Origin of the sequence: Streptomyces sp. NPDC020875, from assembly GCF_040641415.1 — a bacterium.
Lineage (GTDB): Bacteria > Actinomycetota > Actinomycetes > Streptomycetales > Streptomycetaceae > Streptomyces.
Genome location: NZ_JBFADP010000016.1, coordinates 1 through 18,584, shown reverse-complemented (window position 1 = coordinate 18,584; position 18,584 = coordinate 1). Strand labels below are relative to the sequence as shown.

The following is an 18,584-nucleotide window of genomic DNA, read 5'->3' as shown; positions in this document are numbered from 1 at the left end:
CAGACGCATGCCCAGGGGGTGTCCGAGTGGCGGAAAAAACATTGTTGATCCGTGCATCCATTCGAACCGGTGGGGCGTCTAACACGTCGACCCCTGGCGGCTCTTCGGCCACTCGGGTCCCCCAAATTCTCGTAAGACCTCAGCTTTTCCCGATAGCAGACATTCGACGCATTCGTAGCAATCGCCCTTTTTCGGAGCGTTTCTTTTGATACTCAGCAGCGTGCGCGCGCGCAGAGCCGCCACCGTGGTCCTCACCAGCGGACTCCTGCTCGGTGCCTCCCCGCTCGCCGCGTCCTCCGCGACGGCGGCCCCGGCCGTGCCGACGATCAGCGCCAAGGGCGCCATCCTGATCGACAACGCCAACGGCAAGGCGCTGTACTGGAAGGACCGGGACACCCGCCGCCAGATGGCCAGCACGACGAAGATCGTGACCGCGGCCACCGTTCTGACGACGCCCAAGGTCGACCTCAATCGCAAGATCACCATCAAGAAGACCTATGTCGACTATGTGATCCGCGAGGGCGGCAGCTCCGCCCAGCTCAAGGTCGGCGACACCCTGACGGTCCGGCAGCTGCTCTCCGGGCTGATGCTGCCGTCCGGCTGCGACGCGGCCTACGCCCTCGCCGACACCTTCGGCACCGGCAGCACCACCGCCGCCCGGACCAAGTCGTTCATCGGCAATATGAACAAGAAGGCCGCCCAGCTCGGCCTGAAGAACACCAAGTTCGACTCCTTCGACGGCATCTCGCCCGGCGGGCAGAACTACACCACGCCCCTCGAACTGGCGAAGCTCTCCCAGCACGCCTTCTCCAACGCCACCTTCCGCGACATCGTGAAGGCCCCGACCTACACGGCCGTGGCGACCGCGTCGAACGGCAAGAAGCGCACGTACACCTGGAAGAACACCAACCTGCTGCTCGGCTCCTACAAGGGCGCGGTCGGCCTGAAGACGGGTACGGGCACGGCCGCCGGGCCCTGCCTGGTCTTCGCCGCCACCCGTAACGGCAAGACGTACATCGGCGTCGCCCTCAACGGCAAGGACCGCTTCAACGACGCGGCCAAGCTGCTGGACTACGGCTTCAAGTCGTCGTCCGCCAAGTCGATGAAGCTGCGGTCGCTCCCGGCGGACGCCCAGCGCGACTGATCCGGCCACCGGCCGACCGGCTGATCCGGCCGACCGGCCTCAGAACGGCCGAAGCCCCGTGACAATGTGCCTTGTCACGGGGCTTCGCCGTACCCGGGTCAGCTGTACCCGGGGTCGCTCCAAAGATCAGACCCAGGTGATCAGCCGCTTGGGCCGCTCCAGCACCGCCGCCACGTCCGCAAGGAAGCGGGAGCCGAGTTCGCCGTCGACCAGCCGGTGGTCGAAGGAGAGCCCCAGCGTCGTGACCTGACGCGGCCTCACCTTCCCCTTGTGCACCCAGGGCCGGAGCTTGATCGCGCCGACCGCGAGGATCGCGGACTCGCCCGGGTTGAGGATCGGGGTCCCGGTGTCGACACCGAAGACACCGACATTGGTGATGGTGAGCGTGCCGCCCTGCATCGCGGCCGGGGTGGTCTTGCCGTCCCGGGCCACCGAGACCAGCTCGCCCAGCGCCGCCGCCAGTTCGGGCAGCGTCTTGGCCTGCGCGTCCTTGATGTTCGGCACGATCAGACCGCGCGGGGTGGCCGCCGCGATGCCCAGATTGACGTAGTGCTTCTGGACGATCTCCTGGGCCGCCTCGTCCCAGGACGCGTTGATCCCCGGGTTCCGCTTCACCGCGACCAGGACCGCGCGGGCGATCATCAGCAGCGGATTGACCCGGACCCCGGCCAGTTCCGGATCGGCCTTCAGCTCGTCGACGAGCTTCATCGTCCGGGTGATGTCGAAGGTGATGAACTCGGTGACGTGCGGTGCCGTGAAGGCGCTGCCGACCATGGCCGCCGCCGTCGCCTTCCGTACCCCCTTGACCGGGATACGGGTCTCCCGCGCACCGGCCGCCGCGACGGCCGGGCCGCCCGCGGACACCGGCTCGGGACCGGGTTCCGCAGCCGCGGCGGCGGGTGCCGGGGCCTCGGCCGGGGCGACGGCGGCGCGGATGTCGTCCCGGGTGATGATCCCGTCCGGGCCGGTCGGGGTGACCTCGGTCAGATCGACCCCGAGGTCCTTGGCCAGCTTCCGGACCGGCGGCTTCGCCAGCGGGCGGGCGACCGGAGCGGCCGGGAACTCGCCCGGGGGCGGCGTGCCGTGGCCGTTCAGCTCGCCCTGGACCGCCGCCGCGGCGGCCTGCTCCGGCACCTGCGCGACGGGCGGCGCCGACGCGGGAGCCGTACCGCCGGCCGCCGGGGCCTTGCGCGGCCTGCGCCGGGTCGAGGTCTCCGCGACCCCGTAGCCGACGAGTACCGGCTGCCGCCCCTTGGGCGCGGCCTCCTCCTCCGGCTCCGGCGCGGCGGGGGCCTCGGTACGCGGCGCGGCGGCCGGGGTCGCGGCGGGGGCCTCCCCCGAGGCGGCCCCGCCCGGTACCACGTCCACCGAGATGATCACCTGGCCGACGTCGACCGTCGTGCCCTCCGGGAAGCGGAGTTCGTGCACCGTACCGTCGTACGGGATCGGCAGCTCGACCGCCGCCTTCGCGGTCTCGACCTCGCAGACCACCTGGCCGTCGGTGACCGTGTCACCGACCTGGACGTACCACTTGAGGATCTCCGCCTCGGTGAGTCCCTCGCCCACATCGGGCATCTTGAACTCACGGAAGCGGTGAGCGGTGTTCTCCGTCATGTTCTCGGCACTCCCTCTTCCCTCAGTACGCCAGCGCGCGGTCGACGGCGTCGAGCACCCGGTCGAGACCCGGGAGGTACTCCTCCTCCAGCCGCGCCGGCGGGTAGGGGGCGTGGAAACCGCCGACCCTCAGCACCGGTGCCTCCAGGTGGTAGAAGCACCGCTCGGTGATCCGGGCGGCGATCTCCGCGCCCGAGCCGTAGAACACGGGCGCCTCGTGCACCACCACCAGCCTGCCGGTCTTCTCCACCGACCGCTGGATCGCGTCGAAGTCGATCGGCGACATGGACCGCAGATCCAGTACCTCGGCCGAGACGCCCTCCTCGGCCGCCGCCGCCGCTGCCTCCGTACAGACCTTCACCATCGGCCCGTACGCCGCGAGGGTGATCCGGTCGCCCTCCCGGACGACCCGGGCCTGGTGCAGCGGTCCGGGGATCGCCTCGGTGTCGACCTCGCCCTTGTCCCAGTAGCGCCGCTTCGGCTCGAAGAAGATCACCGGGTCGTCGGACTGGATGGCCTGCTGGAGCATCCAGTAGGCGTCGGACGAGTTCGAGGGCGAGACGATCTTCAACCCGGCGACATGGGCGAAGAGTGCCTCCGGCGACTCGCTGTGGTGCTCGACCGCGCCGATCCCGCCGCCGTACGGAATCCGGATCACGACCGGCAGCTTGACCAGGCCGAGCGCGCGGGCGTGCATCTTCGCGAGCTGGGTGACGATCTGGTCGTACGCGGGGAAGACGAAGCCGTCGAACTGGATCTCGGCCACCGGGCGGTAGCCGCGCAGGGCCAGGCCGATCGCGGTCCCGATGATCCCGGACTCGGCGAGCGGGGTGTCGATCACCCGGTCCTCGCCGAAGTCTTTCTGGAGCCCGTCGGTGATCCGGAAGACCCCGCCGAGCTTTCCGACGTCCTCACCCATCACGAGGACCTTGGGGTCGTTCTCCAGCGCCGTACGGAGGGATTCGTTCAGCGCCTTGGCGAGGGGTAGTTTCTGGACGGCCACGATCAGTGCCCCTCTCCGTGCGAACCCTGCGAACCCTGCGAACCGGTCTCGGGGGCGTCCGCGAAGGACGCCTGGTACGCGGCGAACTGCGCCCGCTCCTCGTCGACGAGCGCGTGCCCGTCCGCGTACACATGGTCGAACATGGCCATCGGGTCCGGGTCGGGCATCGAGCGGACCGACTCGCGGACCCGCCGGGCCAGTACGTCGCTCTCCTCGTCCAGGGCCGTGAAGAACGCCTCGTCGGCGTGGCCCTCCCGCTCCAGATGCCGCCGCAGCCGCAGGATCGGGTCCTTCGCCTCCCAGGCGGCCCGCTCGTCGTCGTGGCGGTACTTGGTGGGATCGTCGGAGGTGGTGTGCGCGCCCATCCGGTAGGTGAACGCCTCCACCAGGGTCGGGCCCTCGCCGTTCCTGGCCCGCTCCAGCGCCCAGCGGGTGACCGCGAGACAGGCCAGCACGTCATTGCCGTCGACCCGGACGCCGGGGAAGCCGTAGCCCTGGGCGCGCTGGTACAGCGGGACCCGGGTCTGCCGCTCGGTCGGCTCCGAGATCGCCCACTGGTTGTTCTGACAGAAGAAGACCACCGGCGCGTTGTAGACCGCGGAGAAGGTGAACGATTCGGCCACATCGCCCTGGCTGGACGCGCCGTCGCCGAAGTAGGCGATCACGGCCGAGTCGGCGCCGTCCTTGGCCACGCCCATGGCGTAGCCGGTGGCGTGCAGGGTCTGCGAGCCGATGACGATGGTGTAGAGGTGGAAGTTGTTGCTCGTGGGGTCCCAGCCGCCGTGGTTGACCCCGCGGAACATCCCCAGCAGCTTCGTCGGGTCGACCCCGCGGCACCAGGCGACACCGTGTTCGCGGTAGGTCGGGAAGACGTAGTCGTCGTCGCGCAGGGCCCGGCCGGAGCCGATCTGCGCCGCCTCCTGACCCAGCAGGGACGCCCACAGACCCAGCTCGCCCTGACGCTGGAGGGCGGTGGCCTCGGCGTCGAAACGGCGGGTCAGAACCATGTCCCGGTAGAGTCCGCGCAGCTCGTCGGGGGTGGGGTCGTACGCGAAATCGGGGTGCGCGACCCGATTGCCCTCGGGGTCGAGCAGTTGTACGAGCTGGGGCTCGGAACTCTGTGGCTTCTTCGCGGCGCTGACGCGCTTGCCGCCGCCGCGGCGCGGTTTACGGGCGGCAGTGCTCTCCACGGTCACGTGCGTGCTCCTCCGTCTGTCCGGTCCCCCGGGGTTGCCGGGAGCCTGGGGTCGCCCCTGTCTCGTGGAGACAAGGGGAGGCTCGCCTGCTCCCGCTCCCCGCACGGGGTGGGTGCGGCGCCGGGAACAGACGTGACAGGTGCCCCGGCGAGCGCCCTGTCCTCAGCACGTTACCCAGTGGGCCGCATTCCTGCGAAACCCCATTTGACCTGCGTTTTTGCTTGGATTTCCAAGTAAATCGCGAAATGGGGCCGCGCGGCGGACGACAATCACTGGTCAGGGCCTCGGACGCGGCCTTGGTGGCGGCCTGGTGAACCGCCGGGAACAGTCGCACGGTATCCCGGCCACCCGGGGCACGGGAAGAGTCGATGTGTGAGACTGCAACCGTGCGAGAAGAAGGAAAAATCACCGTATTCCTGCTCGATGATCATGAAGTCGTCCGGCGGGGCGTTCATGAACTGCTCTCCGTCGAAGACGACATCGTGGTCGTCGGGGAGGCCGGGACGGCGGAGGACGCCCTCGCCCGGATCCCGGCCACCCGGCCCGATGTCGCGGTCCTCGACGTACGGCTGCCGGACGGCAGCGGAGTGGAGGTCTGCCGGGAGATCCGCTCCCGGGACGAGTCCATCAAGTGCCTGATGCTGACGTCGTTCGCGGACGACGAGGCCCTCTTCGACGCGATCATGGCCGGGGCCTCCGGCTATGTCCTCAAGGCGATCCGGGGGAACGAACTCCTCTCGGCGGTCCGCGACGTGGCGGCGGGCCGGTCCCTGCTCGACCCGGTCGCCACCGCCCGGGTCCTGGCCCGGCTGCGGGACGGCAACGGCCCCAAGCCGGACGACAAGCTGGCGGCCCTGACCGAGCAGGAGCGCCGGATCCTCGATCTGATCGGCGAGGGCATGACCAACCGGGCGATCGGCGAACGGCTCCATCTCGCCGAGAAGACGATCAAGAACTATGTCTCCAGCCTGCTGAGCAAGCTGGGGATGGAGCGGCGGTCGCAGGCGGCGGCGTACGTGGCGCGGCTCCAGGCCGAGGGCCGGACCTCCTCGTCCTCGCGGACGACGCACTGACCGACACCTGACGTAACAGGCGCCTCACGCACGGCACGGGCGCCGATCCTGGGGGGATCACTTTCCGTGACGTACTCACCCGAGCCCGGCGGCCCGCCCGGCCCTGCGACGACGGGACCAACGTCCCCGCCGAGCAGGGGCGGCGGCCCCTTCCGCGGACCGCTCCCGGCGCCGAGAGTGGAGGGCATGTCCGCCGAGTCCACCGCGTCCGCCGCGCCGACCGCGCCCGCCGGCCTCCCGGGCGACCCCGGCGGCGGGACGAACGCCGACGACGGCGCCGCGGCCGGGAACACCGCCGAGACCCGCGCCACGCCCTGCGCCGAGCCGGAGACGGGGTCCTTCGACGGGGCCTTCACCGAGACGGGCATCGGTACGGGGGACGGAACGGGGGCCTTCGCCGAGACGGCCATCGGTACGAGGGGCGGGGCCGGGACCTCCGTCACGACCGGGACCTCCGCCGCCACCGGAGCCGGGGCCGACCCGGGCGCCGGGGACATCGCCCACGCCATCGACCTGCTCGGCCGGGTCTGGTTCGGCCGGCTCGCCACCAGCATGCGCGCCATGCCGTTCGTCGCGCCCGCCCGGCACATCGTGCACCACGGCTCCGTGGTCCTCCGGATCCACCGCGGCTTCGGCTACCACCGCGCCTGCAACGGCAGCGTCGTCGCGTACGGCGCCGACTCCTTCGACCGGGGCGGCCGGAACGTCTGGTCCGTCCAGTTCATCGGGACCGCCCGGATCGTCTGCCCCACCGACGAGGAACGGCGGCTCTTCGGGCCCGAGCCCGAGCGCGCGGACGGCGAGCCCTTCGACCCCGTCTTCATGCGCGTCGAACCTCAATTCGTGACCCTGCATACGTTGGATTATCGCGAAGAGCAGCCCAGCGGACACGCTGCGTGATCTACCATCTGGCGAGTGCCGCGCTCATATGACAACGCCGTCCCACCCGTCGGCGCGCTGCTGCGCCGCTACGACGGCCCCGGCGAGCCGCTGACGTGCGAGCCGGTCACCCAGGGCCTGCTCAACCGGGGTTACCGGCTCGCCACCACCCGCGGCGCCTACTTCCTCAAGCACCATCTCGACGGCGATCCGGAGGCCATCGCCCGCCAGCACCGGGCGACCCGGCTGCTCGAAGCCCTCGGGGTGCCGGTCGCCCCGGCCGTGGCCGACGCCGGGGGCGACACGGTCGCCGTGATCGGCGGCCACTGCTACGCCCTGCACCCCTGGGTGGACGGCCGCCACCGCGACGGCGCCCATCTCTCCACCCTGGAATCGCACCGTCTCGGCGCGCTCCTCGGCCTGGTCCACAACGGTCTCGAACAGGTGATGAGCCACCAGGACCAGCGGCCGGGCGGCCGCACCGGCACCTGGGCCCCGCCACCGGAATACCAGCGGGGGCCGCTGGCAGGGCTACCCGGGCACCAGCGGGGAGCCCGTGAGCGGCCACCCGGCCACCACCAGGAGCCCAGGAACGGCGGACCCGGCGGACGCGGTGGACCGGGTGGACGGCCGGAGCCCTGCGGACCGTGCGCCCTGCGGACGGAGACCGGCGGACCGTACGCCCTGCGGACGGAGAGCCGTGGGCGGCCGGACGGCCGGGCCGAGTCCGGCGGGGCGTACGAGAGCGCCGACCCCCGGGAGACCTTCTCCCTGATCGACGAACTCCTCGCCCTGATCAGGGCGGCGGGCCCGCGCGACTCCTTCGACTTACTCGCCGAGCACCGGCTGCTGGAGCGCCGGACCATGCTGGAGCTGCACGCCGATCTGCGACCGCCCGCAGCGTCCGCCGGGGGCTGGGTGCACGGCGACTTCCACCCCCTCAACCTGCTCTACCGGGGCGCCGAACCCGCCGCGATCGTCGACTGGGACCGGCTGGGCGTCCAGCCCAGGGCGGAGGAGGCGGTCCGGGCCGCCGCGATCTTCTTCGTCCGGCCGGAAGGGGCGCTGGAGCTGCCGAAGGTACGGGCCTACGCCCGCGCCTACCGCCATGCCGTCGGCGCCGACACCTCCGAACTCGACGCCGCCGTCCACCGGGTGTGGTGGGAACGGCTCAACGACTTCTGGATACTCCGCTGGCGCTATCAGCGCCACGACCGAAGGGCCGACCCGCAGTTCGCCGCGGTGTCGGCCCTGGCGGTGTGGTGGACCCGGGAGTACGAGGCCGTACGGGAGGCATTCGCCAACTGACACCGGACGCGCCCGGCCGCCTCAGGGGGGCGCCTCCGGAGTGCGGGGGCGCGCGACCACCGGCGCGCGCCGGGCAGTTCTCCCGCGCATCCGTTTGTTTCGGGGCGCCCGTCCGGTGCCGTACGACCGTACGGAACCGGCGCCGGGTCGGGTATCAGGTCGGCGCCGGTCACACGGTCAGGTGCCGTTGGCTCCGCCCGCCGCCGCTTCGCCGCCGCCGGCACCGCCGTTCGCCGCCTCACCGCCGGAGCCACCCGCGGGGTTGCCCCCCGCGCCGCCGCCCGCCGGATTGCCGCCACCGGGGTTGCCGCCCGCCGGATTGCCGCCGCCCGGACCGCCGATGAGCCCGCCCGAACCGCCGCCCGCCGGGTTGCCGCCCGAGTCCGCGCCGCCGTCGTCGCCGTTGCCCGGCGGCTTGGAGCCCGGGTTCTCCGACTGCTTCGGCGGCTCCTTGCTGGGGTCGTCCGTCGGGCCCTCGGAGGCCGACTGCGACGCCGACGGGGAGTTCCGCGGATAGCGGGGCTTCTCCGTGTACCGGGGCTTCTCCTCCTCGTACTCCGGCGGGGAGGACTTGGTCTCCGGGCTCGGCGAATCGGATTCCTTCACCGACGGCGAGTCCGAGATCTTGGTGTCGTCCCGGGGCTTCTTGCCGGGGTCCTCGGTGGCCTTCAGGGCGAACGCGACACCCATCACGACCGCGATCACCGCGAGCGCCGCGAACAGCCAGACCTTCCCGCGGCGCCGCCCGCCGGACCCGTTGTCATAGCCGTTGAAACCGCCGTCGTCGGGGTTGAGCGGCGGCAGGATCGGGCCCTGGGACGTCTCGCCGCCGGGTACGGCGGGGTGCACGGCGGTCGCCGCGGTCGCGCCCAGCGCCCGGGCGGGCGCCCCGTAGGTGTCGACCGGGCCGGTGTTCCAGGCGCCGGTGTGGCCGCCCTGCTGCTGGAGCATCTGGAGGGCGTACTGCACCAGCCCCCGCATCTCCTCCGAACTCTGGAACCGGTCGTCGGGGTCCTTCGCCAGCGACCGCATCACCAGGCCGTCCAGCTCCGGCGGGACCGCGTCCAGCACCTCGGACGGCGGCACGGGCACGTCCTGGACGTGCTGGTAGACCACCGACAGCGGGGTCTCGCCGGTGAACGGGGGGCGGAGCGCGAGGAGTTCGTAGAGCAGACAGCCCGTCGCGTACAGATCGGAGCGGTGGTCCACCGCCTTGCCGAGGGCCTGCTCGGGCGAGAGGTACTGCGGGGTGCCCATGACCATGCCGGTCTGGGTCATCGTCGTCGAAGCGCCGTGCAGGGCGCGGGCGATGCCGAAGTCCATCACCTTGACCGCGCCCGCGTTGGTGATGATGACGTTGGCGGGCTTGATGTCCCGGTGGACGATGCCGTGCTGATGCGAGTAGGCCAGCGCCTCCAGCACCCCGGAGACGATGATCAGCGCCTGCTCGGCCGGGGGCGCCTCCGCGTTGATCAGCAGATCGCGGATCGTCCGCCCTTCGACCTTCTCCATCACGATGTACGGGACGACCTGGCCGCCGACGACGTCCTCACCGGAGTCGTAGACCGCGACGATCGCATGGTGGTTCAGACCCGCGACGGACTGTGCCTCCCGGGTGAACCGGGCCTTGGCCACCGGGTCCTCGGCGAGGTCTGCGCGGAGCAGCTTCACCGCCACCTCACGGCCCAGCCGGACGTCCTCGGCGGCGTAGACCTCGGCCATGCCGCCGCGTCCCAGGCGGTACGTCAGACGGTAACGACCGCCGCCGACCAGGCCGCCCGACCCCCAGGAGTCCCCGGATTCCGGCGTGCCGCCGACGCCTGCTTCGGGTTCGGGTGCCATCAGTCCTCGCCGTCGTCTATTCAGTGGAGCCGTCGGGTCCGCTGGATCTGCTGTGTCGCTGCGTGTCTGTGGAGCTGTACCGCTCGTCCGGGTCCCGGCCGGGTCCGGTCGGGCCCGAGTACGGATCGGGATCAGGATCGGGGTCGGTGATCGGTACGGGTGGTCGGTCGGTGTCGTTCAAAAAGCGGGCGGTCGAATCGGTCGGGATATGTTCGGAATATGTCGGAACGCGGGGGTCACGGCCGGGATCGCGGAGATCGCCGACCGGATACCGGACGCGGAACCAGCCGGAGCGCCGGGCCCGTATTCCTCGGAACGTCCGGGGCGGGCGTTCCGTTGCCTCACGCTACAGCCTTCCACCGACACGACCGCGCGGGATGGACCGGTCATCAAACCCGTTGTGAGCACGGCCACGCAAATCACCCCTCATTCCCCACGATTCCCGTCACACTCTCCTCACTCACCCGAATCGCCTGCCGTGTGGAGGGTCACGGAACGGGCACCCGGCTTGACGTGCCGGTGCACTGGGGCAGACTTGCCCCCGTAGCACGGAGCATCGCGTGGGCAAAGAGGCCGCCGGAGCGCACCGCGGGGAGAGCCACCCGCCCCGCGCGCCGCGTACCGCCGCGATCCGCGCAGCGGCACCCGGCCGCGGCGGACGCCCACGCCGAGGGGGAAGCAGAACATGAGCCAGGACGGCGCGCAGGGCCACCATGTCGGCGGCTCGGTCGCCCGGGGCCGGTACCAGCTCCGCGATCTGCTCGGGCAGGGCGGCATGGCATCGGTCCATCTGGCGCACGACTCGGTGCTGGACCGGCCGGTGGCGATCAAGACCCTCCATACGGAGCTGGGGCGCGAGCAGTCGTTCCGCGAGCGGTTCCGCCGCGAGGCGCAGGCGGTCGCCAAGCTCACGCACAACAACATCGTCTCCGTCTACGACACGGGCGAGGACGAGCTGAACGGCACGCTGGTCCCCTACATCGTCATGGAGTACGTCGAGGGGGAGCCGCTCGGTTCCGTACTGGCGGCCGATATCCGGCGCCACGGGGCGATGCCCGCCGACCGGGCCCTGAAGGTGGCGGCCGACGTGCTGGCCGCCCTGGAGACCAGCCACGAGTTCGGTCTCGTCCACCGGGACATCAAGCCCGGCAATGTGATGGTGAACCGGCGCGGGATCGTCAAGGTGATGGACTTCGGCATCGCGCGCGCCATGCAGTCGGGGGTCACGTCGATGACCCAGACGGGCATGGTCGTCGGGACGCCGCAGTACCTCTCGCCCGAGCAGGCCCTCGGCCGGGCGGTGGACGCCCGTTCCGACCTCTACTCGGTCGGCGTGATGCTCTTCCAGCTCTTCACCGGGCGGCTGCCGTTCGACGCGGACTCGCCGCTGGCGATCGCGTACGCCCATGTCCAGGAGGAGCCCGCCGCGCCCTCCACCATCAACCGGTCGCTCACCCCGGCCATGGACGCGCTGGTCCTGCGCGCGCTGAAGAAAAACCCGAACGAGCGGTTCCCGAGCGCCGAGACGATGCGGGCCGAGTGTCTGCGGGTGGCCGCGGGCGGCCGGGCCCCGGACCCCTCGATCGTCAGCGGGGCCCCGGCGCCGTCCAGCGGGTCGGGCGTGGGATCGGCGGTCTTCCCGTCGCCGCAGGCCCCGCACGCGCCCCAGGGACCCCAGCCGCAGCCGCACACCGGGCCGGGACATCCGCAGTCGCCGCCGCACGGGATCCCGAACAGCCCCTACCCGCAGCATCCCCAGCAGCACGCGATGGGACCGGTCGCGACGCCGTACGGGCCCGGCACGCCGCCGCCGTATCCGCAGCAGGGCCACCCGCAGCACGGCATGCCCCAGGGGCACCTCCAGCAAGGCCACCCCCAGCAGGGGATCGGGCCGCAGACACCCCGGCCGTACGGCTATCCGCACTCCGGCGGCCCCGGGACTCCGGCGCCGTACACGGGGGCGCCGACACCCGCGCCCATGACGCCGCAGACCGGCCGGAAGGGGCCCGGCAGGGGACGGCGGCTGACCTTCATCCTGCTCGGCTGCCTCGGCGCGCTGCTCCTGCTGAACTTCGGCTTCCGGGCGCTGGACAGCTTTATGCGCGAGGACCCGGTCGAGGTCACGGGCGTGGACGAACCGGACGGGCGGGCGGCGGGCGGCTCGGGCTCCGGCTCCGGCTCCGGCTCCGGCTCCAGTGGCACGGATGGCAAGACGGACACGGGGACGGACACGGGGACGGACTCCGATTCGGACACCGGGAGCACGGACGCCATCCCGCCGGACCGGACCCGCACCATCAAGCCCGAGAAGTGCTCGGACGCGATGGAGTACAGCAACGACCCCGGGAAGGTCTACGCCCCCGACCTCCTCTACAAGGACGTCCTCTCCGTCAAGGAGTGCCTGCGGTCCGCCGGGTGGACGTGGAAGGTCACCGAGACCGACAACCCGCAGTACCCCAAGGACGCGGTGGTCAACCAGTTCCCGAGCGGCAACAGCCCCGTCGGCGAGCGCCAGCAGTTCGAGCTGACCATCTCCACGGGCAAGGGCGGCCCGGTCGGCGGCTGACCGTCTCCACAGGCGCGCGGCTGCGCGGTCGAACCGGTACGGCGCGGATCGCGGAATGCGGTCATACAAACGGATCGCGGTACGCGGGGTGTCGGCGCGGCACCGAGACGGGACGCGGGCGCGGGCCCGGTGACGGGCGCCGCGTACCCCTCCCGTGTGGCAGCCGGGCGCCCGAGATGCCGGACGGGCCGTGCCGTGTGACGCTGAGTCCGTGATCACGGCCGTCCGCCGCCGCCTCGCGGCCCGCACGGGAGGGGGCTCTCCCCGGTGCATCCCAGACTCGGCCCGCGGTGGGCGACCGCCGTCGCCGCCCTGGCCGTCCTCGCCCTCCCCCTCGCCGGTACGGAGGGGCCCGCGCCCCTCACCCGGACCGCCCTCACCGCCGCCCCTGGGGCCGTAACAGCCGCGGTCGCGGTCGCGGCTCCGGCGGCATTCACCCCTCCCGCCCCACCGGACCCACCCGGCACCGGCGACAGCACCGGCAGCGGTGGCACCGGAGGCGGCCCGTTCGGCGGTACGGCCGCCGGATCCGGTACGGCCGCCGGAACCGCGCCCCGCCCCGGCCCGGAGGCGGTACCGCCCGCCCCCGACCCCGTCAGGCCGTCGCTGGCCGGGCACCCCGCGGGGGAGGGGCGGATCCGGCCCGGCCGACCGCCGCACCGGCTCCCCCCGCCGCCGCTCGCCGACGACGGCGCCACGCCCCCGGCGGATCTGTCACAGTCCGGTACTGGTTCGCCGTCGGAGCGGCCCGCCGCGACCGGCTCCGGAGACCCCTCCTCCGCCGCCGTGCGACCGGACACCGAACCCGGCGACGAGCCGGCCGGGGACGGCGGCGTACGTCCCCCGGGGGACGGCCGGCCCGAGGACGACTCCGGCGGGACGGCACCGGAGTCCGCCTCCGCCTCCACCGCCGACGCCCACTCAGCCGCAGGTCAGCACCGCGCCCGAGCGACGGGGCAGTCGGCAGGGCAAGAGATGTCGCCGCTGTCCCTGGGGTTCGGACTGGCCCTGATGGGTCTCGGGATCGGCTTCCTCGGCATCCGGCTCAGGCACCGCTGAGCCCACCCGGACTCCACCCCCCGTACCAACCGGGGTCCCCCCTGAGTCGTATTCGGGACATCCATCCGGGGACGGTTGGACCGGGGCGGCATACCCGGTATACATACTCAGTATGTCCATCCGTCACGGGCTGCTCGCCCTTCTGGAGCACGGCCCCCGATACGGTTCTCAACTCCGTACGGAGTTCGAGGCGCGCACGGGGTCGACCTGGCCGCTCAATGTCGGCCAGGTCTACACGACGCTGAACCGCCTCGAACGCGACGGCATGGTCGCGCAGCACGGCGCCGACGAGGCGGGGCACGCGCTCTACGTCATCACCGAACCGGGCCGCCGCGAACTGAAGGTGTGGTTCGAGGCGCCGGTGGACCGGACCAACCCGCCCAGGGACGAGCTGTCGATCAAGCTGGCGATGGCGATCGGCGCGCCCGGGGTGGACATCCGCCAGGTGATCCAGGCCCAGCGGCACCACACCGTCAAGGCCATGCAGGACTACACCCGGCTCAAGGCGCAGGCCCTGGCCGCGATCGAGAACGGGGACGGTTCGAGCGAGCGGGACGACATCGCCTGGCTGCTCGTGCTGGAACAGCTGATCTTCCAGACCGAGGCCGAGGCGCGCTGGCTCGACCATTCCGAGGCCAGGCTGGTCAGGCTCTCCGCCACGGCCGATCGGAGAGCGAAGCAGAACCGCGAGGCCGCACCCCGGGCGGACGGTGCCGGGAGAACCAGCTCGACCGCCCCGTACTCCGGGACCACGACCAGCGCCAAGTGACGCGGCTCCGGACCCCGTAGGCACTACCCGAGGACCACGCACGAACCGAAACACCTGAAACACCCGCGGCACCACACACCCGCGGTACGTCACACCTGAAATACCGCACACCCGCAGCACCGCACATCCGCAATACCCAACGGATACGCGTACGCGTACCGGCTGACGCCCCGTCCGACCGAACGATCCGCCCGGCCCCGCTTCCCGAACCGGCCGCCGGGCTGATTCCGGCTGCCCGCAACGGCGGCCCGGGGCATTCCGCTCACCATTTGTCCGCCCCAGGGGGGAACCCACTCATGTCCACAGCCAGTCCCCAGAAGTCACAGCAGCACCACGGGCACCAGCAGAACCAGGCGATCCTGCGCCTGGTCGAGCTCGGCCGGGTCCACGGCAGCGGAGAGACCGAGGTACACGCCCTGCGCGGGGTCAACCTCGATGTCTTCCCCGGCGAACTGGTCGCCGTGATGGGCCCGTCGGGCTCCGGGAAGTCCACCCTGCTGACCCTCGCGGGCGGGCTCGACATGCCCACCACGGGCCAGGTCATCGTCGAGGGCACGGACATCACCACCGCCGACCGGAAGAAGCTCGCGGCCCTGCGCCGCCGCAGCATCGGCTATGTCTTCCAGGACTACAACCTGATCCCGGCCCTCACCGCGGCCGAGAACATCTCCCTCCCCCGTGAACTCGACGGCGTCAGCGCCCGCAAGGGCCGGGTCGAGGCCCTGGCCGCCCTGGAGGAGATGGAGCTGGGCCATCTCGCCGACCGCTTCCCCGACGAGATGTCCGGCGGCCAGCAGCAGCGGGTGGCGATCGCCCGCGCCCTGGTCGGCGACCGGCGGCTGGTCCTCGCCGACGAGCCGACCGGAGCGCTGGACTCGGAGACCGGGGAGTCCGTACTCGCCCTGCTCCGGGCCCGCTGCGACGCGGGCGCCGCCGCCGTACTCGTCACCCACGAGCCCCGGTTCGCGGCCTGGGCGGACCGGGTCGTCTTCGTCCGCGACGGCTCCGTGGTCGACCAGACGGTCCGCAGCGACGCCGACTCGCTGCTGACCACCCAGGGCGCCGACCTGTGAGAAACGCACCGCATTACGGACGTACGGCACCCCGGCCGGGGACGAAGACCAATGGCCGCCCCCAGCGGGCGGGCGGAGAAGCGAACGGGACGGCACAGTGAACTGGCTCCATTCCTGGCGGGCGGCGCTCCGGATCGCCCGCCGCGACGCCTGGCGCTCCAAAGGACGCAGCTTCCTCGTCCTGGCGATGATCGCCCTGCCGATCGCCGGTGTCAGCGCCGCCGATCTGACCCTGCGCAGCGCCGAACTCTCCACCACGGAGAAGTTCTCCCGCGACCTCGGCGCCGCGGACGCCCGGATGAGCGACCCGGGCATGGGCGGCGTCCCGATCTTCCAGGTCCCGGCCGGCGACAACTACGACACGGCCAAGGTCCTCAAGGAGAACGAGCCCTACCCCCAGGGCGACGGCGATCTGGACCTCCGCAAGGTCGCGCCGACCGGCGCCCGGCTGCTGCCGGACACCACCGGCTCCGCGAAGCTGGAGACCGCCCACGGTCTGCTCAATACCGATATCCGTGAGCTGAAGTCCACCGACCCGATGGTCAAGGGCATGATGACCCTCACCGAGGGCCGTCTCCCGGGCCAGGACTCCGAGGTCGCCGCGACCACCCACTTCCTGAAGGAGAGCGGGCTGAAGGTCGGCGACAAGCTGACCGCCCGCCATCTGGACCGCGAGTACCGGATCGTCGGCGCCTACGAACTGCCCAGCTCGTTGGAGTCCACCCAGGTCAACGCGTTGCCCGGGGCCCTCATCAAGCCGCTGAACCAGGCCCTGGTCAAGGCCGGTCTGGAGTCCGGCGGTTCCAGCACCACCTATCTGGTGGCGCTGAAGGGCGGTTTCACGTGGAACCTCGTCAAGGCCGCCAACGCCAAGGGCGCGGTGGTCGAGTCCCGTCAGGTCGCGCTCGACCCGCCCGCCGACGCCGAGGTGCCGCTCTACCAGAAGCCCGGCTACCAGAACTGGAAGTTCGACGACTCCATGGGAGCCGAGGAGCTGACCGGTGTCGCGACGGTCATCGGTCTCGCCCTGCTGGAGATCTGTCTGCTGGCCGGCCCGGCCTTCGCCGTGGGCGCCCGGCGCTCCCGCCGCCAGCTCGGCCTGGTGGGCGCCAACGGCGGTGACCGCCGCCATGTCCGGGCCATCGTCCTCGCGGGCGGTCTGGTGATCGGCGCCGCCGCCGCGGTGATCGGTACGGCCGTCGGTGTGGTGCTCAGCATCGCCCTGCGCGGCACGTTCGAGGGAATGATGGGGGCGCGGTTCGGCGCCTTCGACGCCCGTCCGCTGGAGCTGCTCGCCATCGCCCTGCTGGCGGTCCTCACCGGTACGCTCGCCGCCCTGGCGCCCGCCGTCACGGCCTCCCGCCAGTCGGTACTGGCCTCGCTCACCGGCCGCCGGGGCGTCCGCCGCAGCAGCCGGGTCCTGCCGGTGATCGGTCTGGTCGCCGTGGCGCTCGGTACCGCCATCGCCCTCGGCGGCTCCCTCCTCTTCAAGAGCTTTGTGATCGTCGCCGGTGGCGCGGCCATCGCCGAGCTGGGCGTGGTCGCCCTGACCCCCGTCCTGGTCGGCCTCTTCGGCCGGCTGGGCCGGTTCCTGCCGCTGTCGCCGCGGCTGGCGCTGCGGGACGCGGTCCGCAACCGGGGTCGTACGGCCCCGGCGGTGGCGGCGGTCCTGGCCGCCGTCGCGGGTACCGTCGCGGTGGCCACGTACGCGGCCAGCGACGAGGCCCAGCGGAAGGCGCAGTACATCCCGTCCGCGCCGTACGGCTCGGTATCGGTCCAGGCCGAGGAGAACAGCCAGGACATGCCCGCGATCCGGGCCGCGGTCCAGCGGAACTTCCCGATCGACGTCCGGGCCGACATCGACCGGATCGTCGTCGGCAAGAACACCTGTAGCTCGTACTCCGACTCCCCGGGCTGCGGCCGGTACGTGGTCATGGTCCCGAAGGAGAAGCGCTGCCCGCTGCACCACTACGGCAACGGCACGGACGACCCGGCGGCCAAGTACAGCGTCGCGGAGCGCCGCAAGCTGGCCAAGGACTGGCGCTGCGACAGCGCCAACGGCGCGTGGGTGGCCGAGGCCGTCGTGGCCGACGAGAAGCTGCTGAAGGTGCTCGGCATCAAGGACGCGGCGGCCGAGCGGGCGCTGAAGTCGGGCGGCGCGGTGACCTTCGCCCGGCAGCACTCCCACGGCGACGGCACGGTCCGGATCAAGGTGATCACCGACATCAAGGCCGCCGACAAGGCCCTGGAACAGGGCAAGGAGGAGCCGGGGGCCGTCAGCAGCGTCAAGGTCCACCAGGTCACCGGTGATCCCGAGGCGTACGGCTTCCAGACCGTGCTGTCGCCCGCCGCGGCCAAGGCCGCCGGGCTGAAGACGGTCCCCTACGGCGCGTACTTCTCCACGGACCGGCTGCCCGACAGCAAGGAGAAGCAGAAGCTGGATGACGAGCTGTCCCGGATCAGTACCTCCACCGGGCTGTCGATCGAGCGGGGCTACCAGTCCGAGATGAACTTCGTGCTGGTGGCGCTGGCGGCCTTCGCCGGACTGATCACCATCGGCGCCGCCGGTATCGCCACCGGTCTCTCCCAGGCCGACGCCGAGGCCGATCTGAAGACCCTGAGCGCCGTCGGCGCCCCGCCGAGGGTCCGCAGGACGCTCAGCGGTTTCCAGTGCGGGGTGGTCGCCACCATGGGTGTGGTGCTCGGCTCGGCGGCCGGAATGGTGCCCGCGATCGGGCTCGTCCTCACCGACCGCCGGGAACGGGAGGAGTGGTACCAGGTCGCCCTCGACCAGGGCTACGCGGGCGTCGAACCGTACGTCCCGATCATCATGCCGTGGACCACGCTCGGCGCGCTGCTGATCGCGGTCCCGCTGGGCGCCACCCTGCTGGCGGCGCTGCTGACCCGCTCGCGGGGCGCGCTGGCCCGCCGCGAGACGACCTGATCCGGGGATACCCCCAGGTGGTGGGCCCGGGTGGAGACCGGCCCCGTCGTCGCCGCCAACACCGCCGGAGCGGGCTCGCCGCTGCTCGTCCTGCGGACCGACGGCGCCCTGTAC

General features: G+C 71.8%; 13 protein-coding genes. 9 read left to right on the top strand and 4 right to left on the bottom strand.

Annotation, left to right across the window (positions count from 1 at the left end):
• The first annotated feature begins 220 nt into the window (after window positions 1-220).
• Window positions 221-1,144 carry a D-alanyl-D-alanine carboxypeptidase gene (locus tag AB0G74_RS11415; RefSeq protein ID WP_361143544.1) on the top strand — a complete coding sequence of 308 codons (924 nt, stop codon included), beginning with the start codon at window positions 221-223 and terminating at the stop codon, window positions 1,142-1,144.
• A 126-nt stretch (window positions 1,145-1,270) separates the two neighbouring features.
• Here AB0G74_RS11415 and AB0G74_RS11410 read toward each other — a convergent pair whose 3' ends face one another.
• From AB0G74_RS11410 to pdhA, 3 genes are read right to left on the bottom strand one after another with little or no spacing between them, the layout of a single operon-like run.
• Complete coding sequence (locus AB0G74_RS11410; RefSeq protein WP_361143541.1) at window positions 1,271-2,758, bottom strand: dihydrolipoamide acetyltransferase family protein; 1,488 nt, start codon at window positions 2,756-2,758, stop codon at window positions 1,271-1,273.
• 22 nt (window positions 2,759-2,780) lie between these two features.
• Window positions 2,781-3,761, bottom strand: coding sequence for an alpha-ketoacid dehydrogenase subunit beta (locus tag AB0G74_RS11405; RefSeq protein WP_361143538.1), 981 nt, complete (start codon window positions 3,759-3,761; stop codon window positions 2,781-2,783).
• A gap of 2 nt (window positions 3,762-3,763) precedes the next feature.
• Complete coding sequence (gene pdhA, locus AB0G74_RS11400) at window positions 3,764-4,957, bottom strand: pyruvate dehydrogenase (acetyl-transferring) E1 component subunit alpha (RefSeq protein ID WP_361143535.1); 1,194 nt, start codon at window positions 4,955-4,957, stop codon at window positions 3,764-3,766.
• A 386-nt stretch (window positions 4,958-5,343) separates the two neighbouring features.
• Here pdhA and AB0G74_RS11395 point away from each other — a divergent pair, with 386 nt between their 5' ends.
• The 3 genes from AB0G74_RS11395 to AB0G74_RS11385 all read left to right on the top strand — a co-directional run bounded on the left by AB0G74_RS11395 (window position 5,344) and on the right by AB0G74_RS11385 (window position 8,217).
• Complete coding sequence (locus AB0G74_RS11395) at window positions 5,344-6,030, top strand: response regulator transcription factor (RefSeq protein ID WP_361143533.1); 687 nt, start codon at window positions 5,344-5,346, stop codon at window positions 6,028-6,030.
• Window positions 6,031-6,525: 495 nt separating this feature from the next.
• Window positions 6,526-6,930 (top strand): pyridoxamine 5'-phosphate oxidase family protein, encoded by a 405-nt coding sequence (locus tag AB0G74_RS11390; protein WP_361143857.1) that lies wholly within the window; start codon window positions 6,526-6,528, stop codon window positions 6,928-6,930.
• A 15-nt stretch (window positions 6,931-6,945) separates the two neighbouring features.
• Window positions 6,946-8,217, top strand: a complete 1,272-nt coding sequence (locus tag AB0G74_RS11385; RefSeq protein WP_361143530.1) for a phosphotransferase — start codon at window positions 6,946-6,948, stop codon at window positions 8,215-8,217.
• Window positions 8,218-8,394: 177 nt separating this feature from the next.
• On the opposite strand, the gene AB0G74_RS11380 is transcribed toward AB0G74_RS11385, so the two are convergent.
• Complete coding sequence (locus AB0G74_RS11380; protein WP_361143527.1) at window positions 8,395-10,059, bottom strand: protein kinase; 1,665 nt, start codon at window positions 10,057-10,059, stop codon at window positions 8,395-8,397.
• Between the two features lie 685 nt (window positions 10,060-10,744).
• On the opposite strand from AB0G74_RS11380, the gene AB0G74_RS11375 reads away from it, so the two are divergent.
• From AB0G74_RS11375 to AB0G74_RS11355, 5 genes are all read left to right on the top strand, one after another.
• A complete protein-coding gene (locus AB0G74_RS11375; protein WP_361143524.1) occupies window positions 10,745-12,625 on the top strand; it encodes a protein kinase in 1,881 nt (626 codons plus the stop codon).
• Between the two features lie 786 nt (window positions 12,626-13,411).
• Entirely contained in the window at window positions 13,412-13,684 is a 273-nt protein-coding gene (locus tag AB0G74_RS11370; RefSeq protein WP_361143521.1) for a hypothetical protein, read from the top strand.
• 112 nt (window positions 13,685-13,796) lie between these two features.
• Complete coding sequence (locus tag AB0G74_RS11365; protein ID WP_361143518.1) at window positions 13,797-14,453, top strand: PadR family transcriptional regulator; 657 nt, start codon at window positions 13,797-13,799, stop codon at window positions 14,451-14,453.
• A 296-nt stretch (window positions 14,454-14,749) separates the two neighbouring features.
• Window positions 14,750-15,526 carry an ABC transporter ATP-binding protein gene (locus AB0G74_RS11360; protein ID WP_361143515.1) on the top strand — a complete coding sequence of 259 codons (777 nt, stop codon included), beginning with the start codon at window positions 14,750-14,752 and terminating at the stop codon, window positions 15,524-15,526.
• Window positions 15,527-15,713: 187 nt separating this feature from the next.
• Window positions 15,714-18,470 carry an FtsX-like permease family protein gene (locus tag AB0G74_RS11355; protein WP_361143854.1) on the top strand — a complete coding sequence of 919 codons (2,757 nt, stop codon included), beginning with the start codon at window positions 15,714-15,716 and terminating at the stop codon, window positions 18,468-18,470.
• Window positions 18,471-18,584: the final 114 nt, after the last annotated feature.

Excerpts from the sequence above, each read along its gene's own strand:
- AB0G74_RS11410 (WP_361143541.1), bottom strand. The coding sequence starts at position 2,758 with ATGACGGAGAACACCGCTCACCGCTTCCGTGAGTTCAAGATGCCCGAT.
- AB0G74_RS11380 (WP_361143527.1), bottom strand. The coding sequence starts at position 10,059 with ATGGCACCCGAACCCGAAGCAGGCGTCGGCGGCACGCCGGAATCCGGG.
- AB0G74_RS11375 (WP_361143524.1), top strand. The coding sequence starts at position 10,745 with ATGAGCCAGGACGGCGCGCAGGGCCACCATGTCGGCGGCTCGGTCGCC.
- AB0G74_RS11365 (WP_361143518.1), top strand. The coding sequence starts at position 13,797 with ATGTCCATCCGTCACGGGCTGCTCGCCCTTCTGGAGCACGGCCCCCGA.
- AB0G74_RS11360 (WP_361143515.1), top strand. The coding sequence starts at position 14,750 with ATGTCCACAGCCAGTCCCCAGAAGTCACAGCAGCACCACGGGCACCAG.
- AB0G74_RS11355 (WP_361143854.1), top strand. The coding sequence starts at position 15,714 with ATGATCGCCCTGCCGATCGCCGGTGTCAGCGCCGCCGATCTGACCCTG.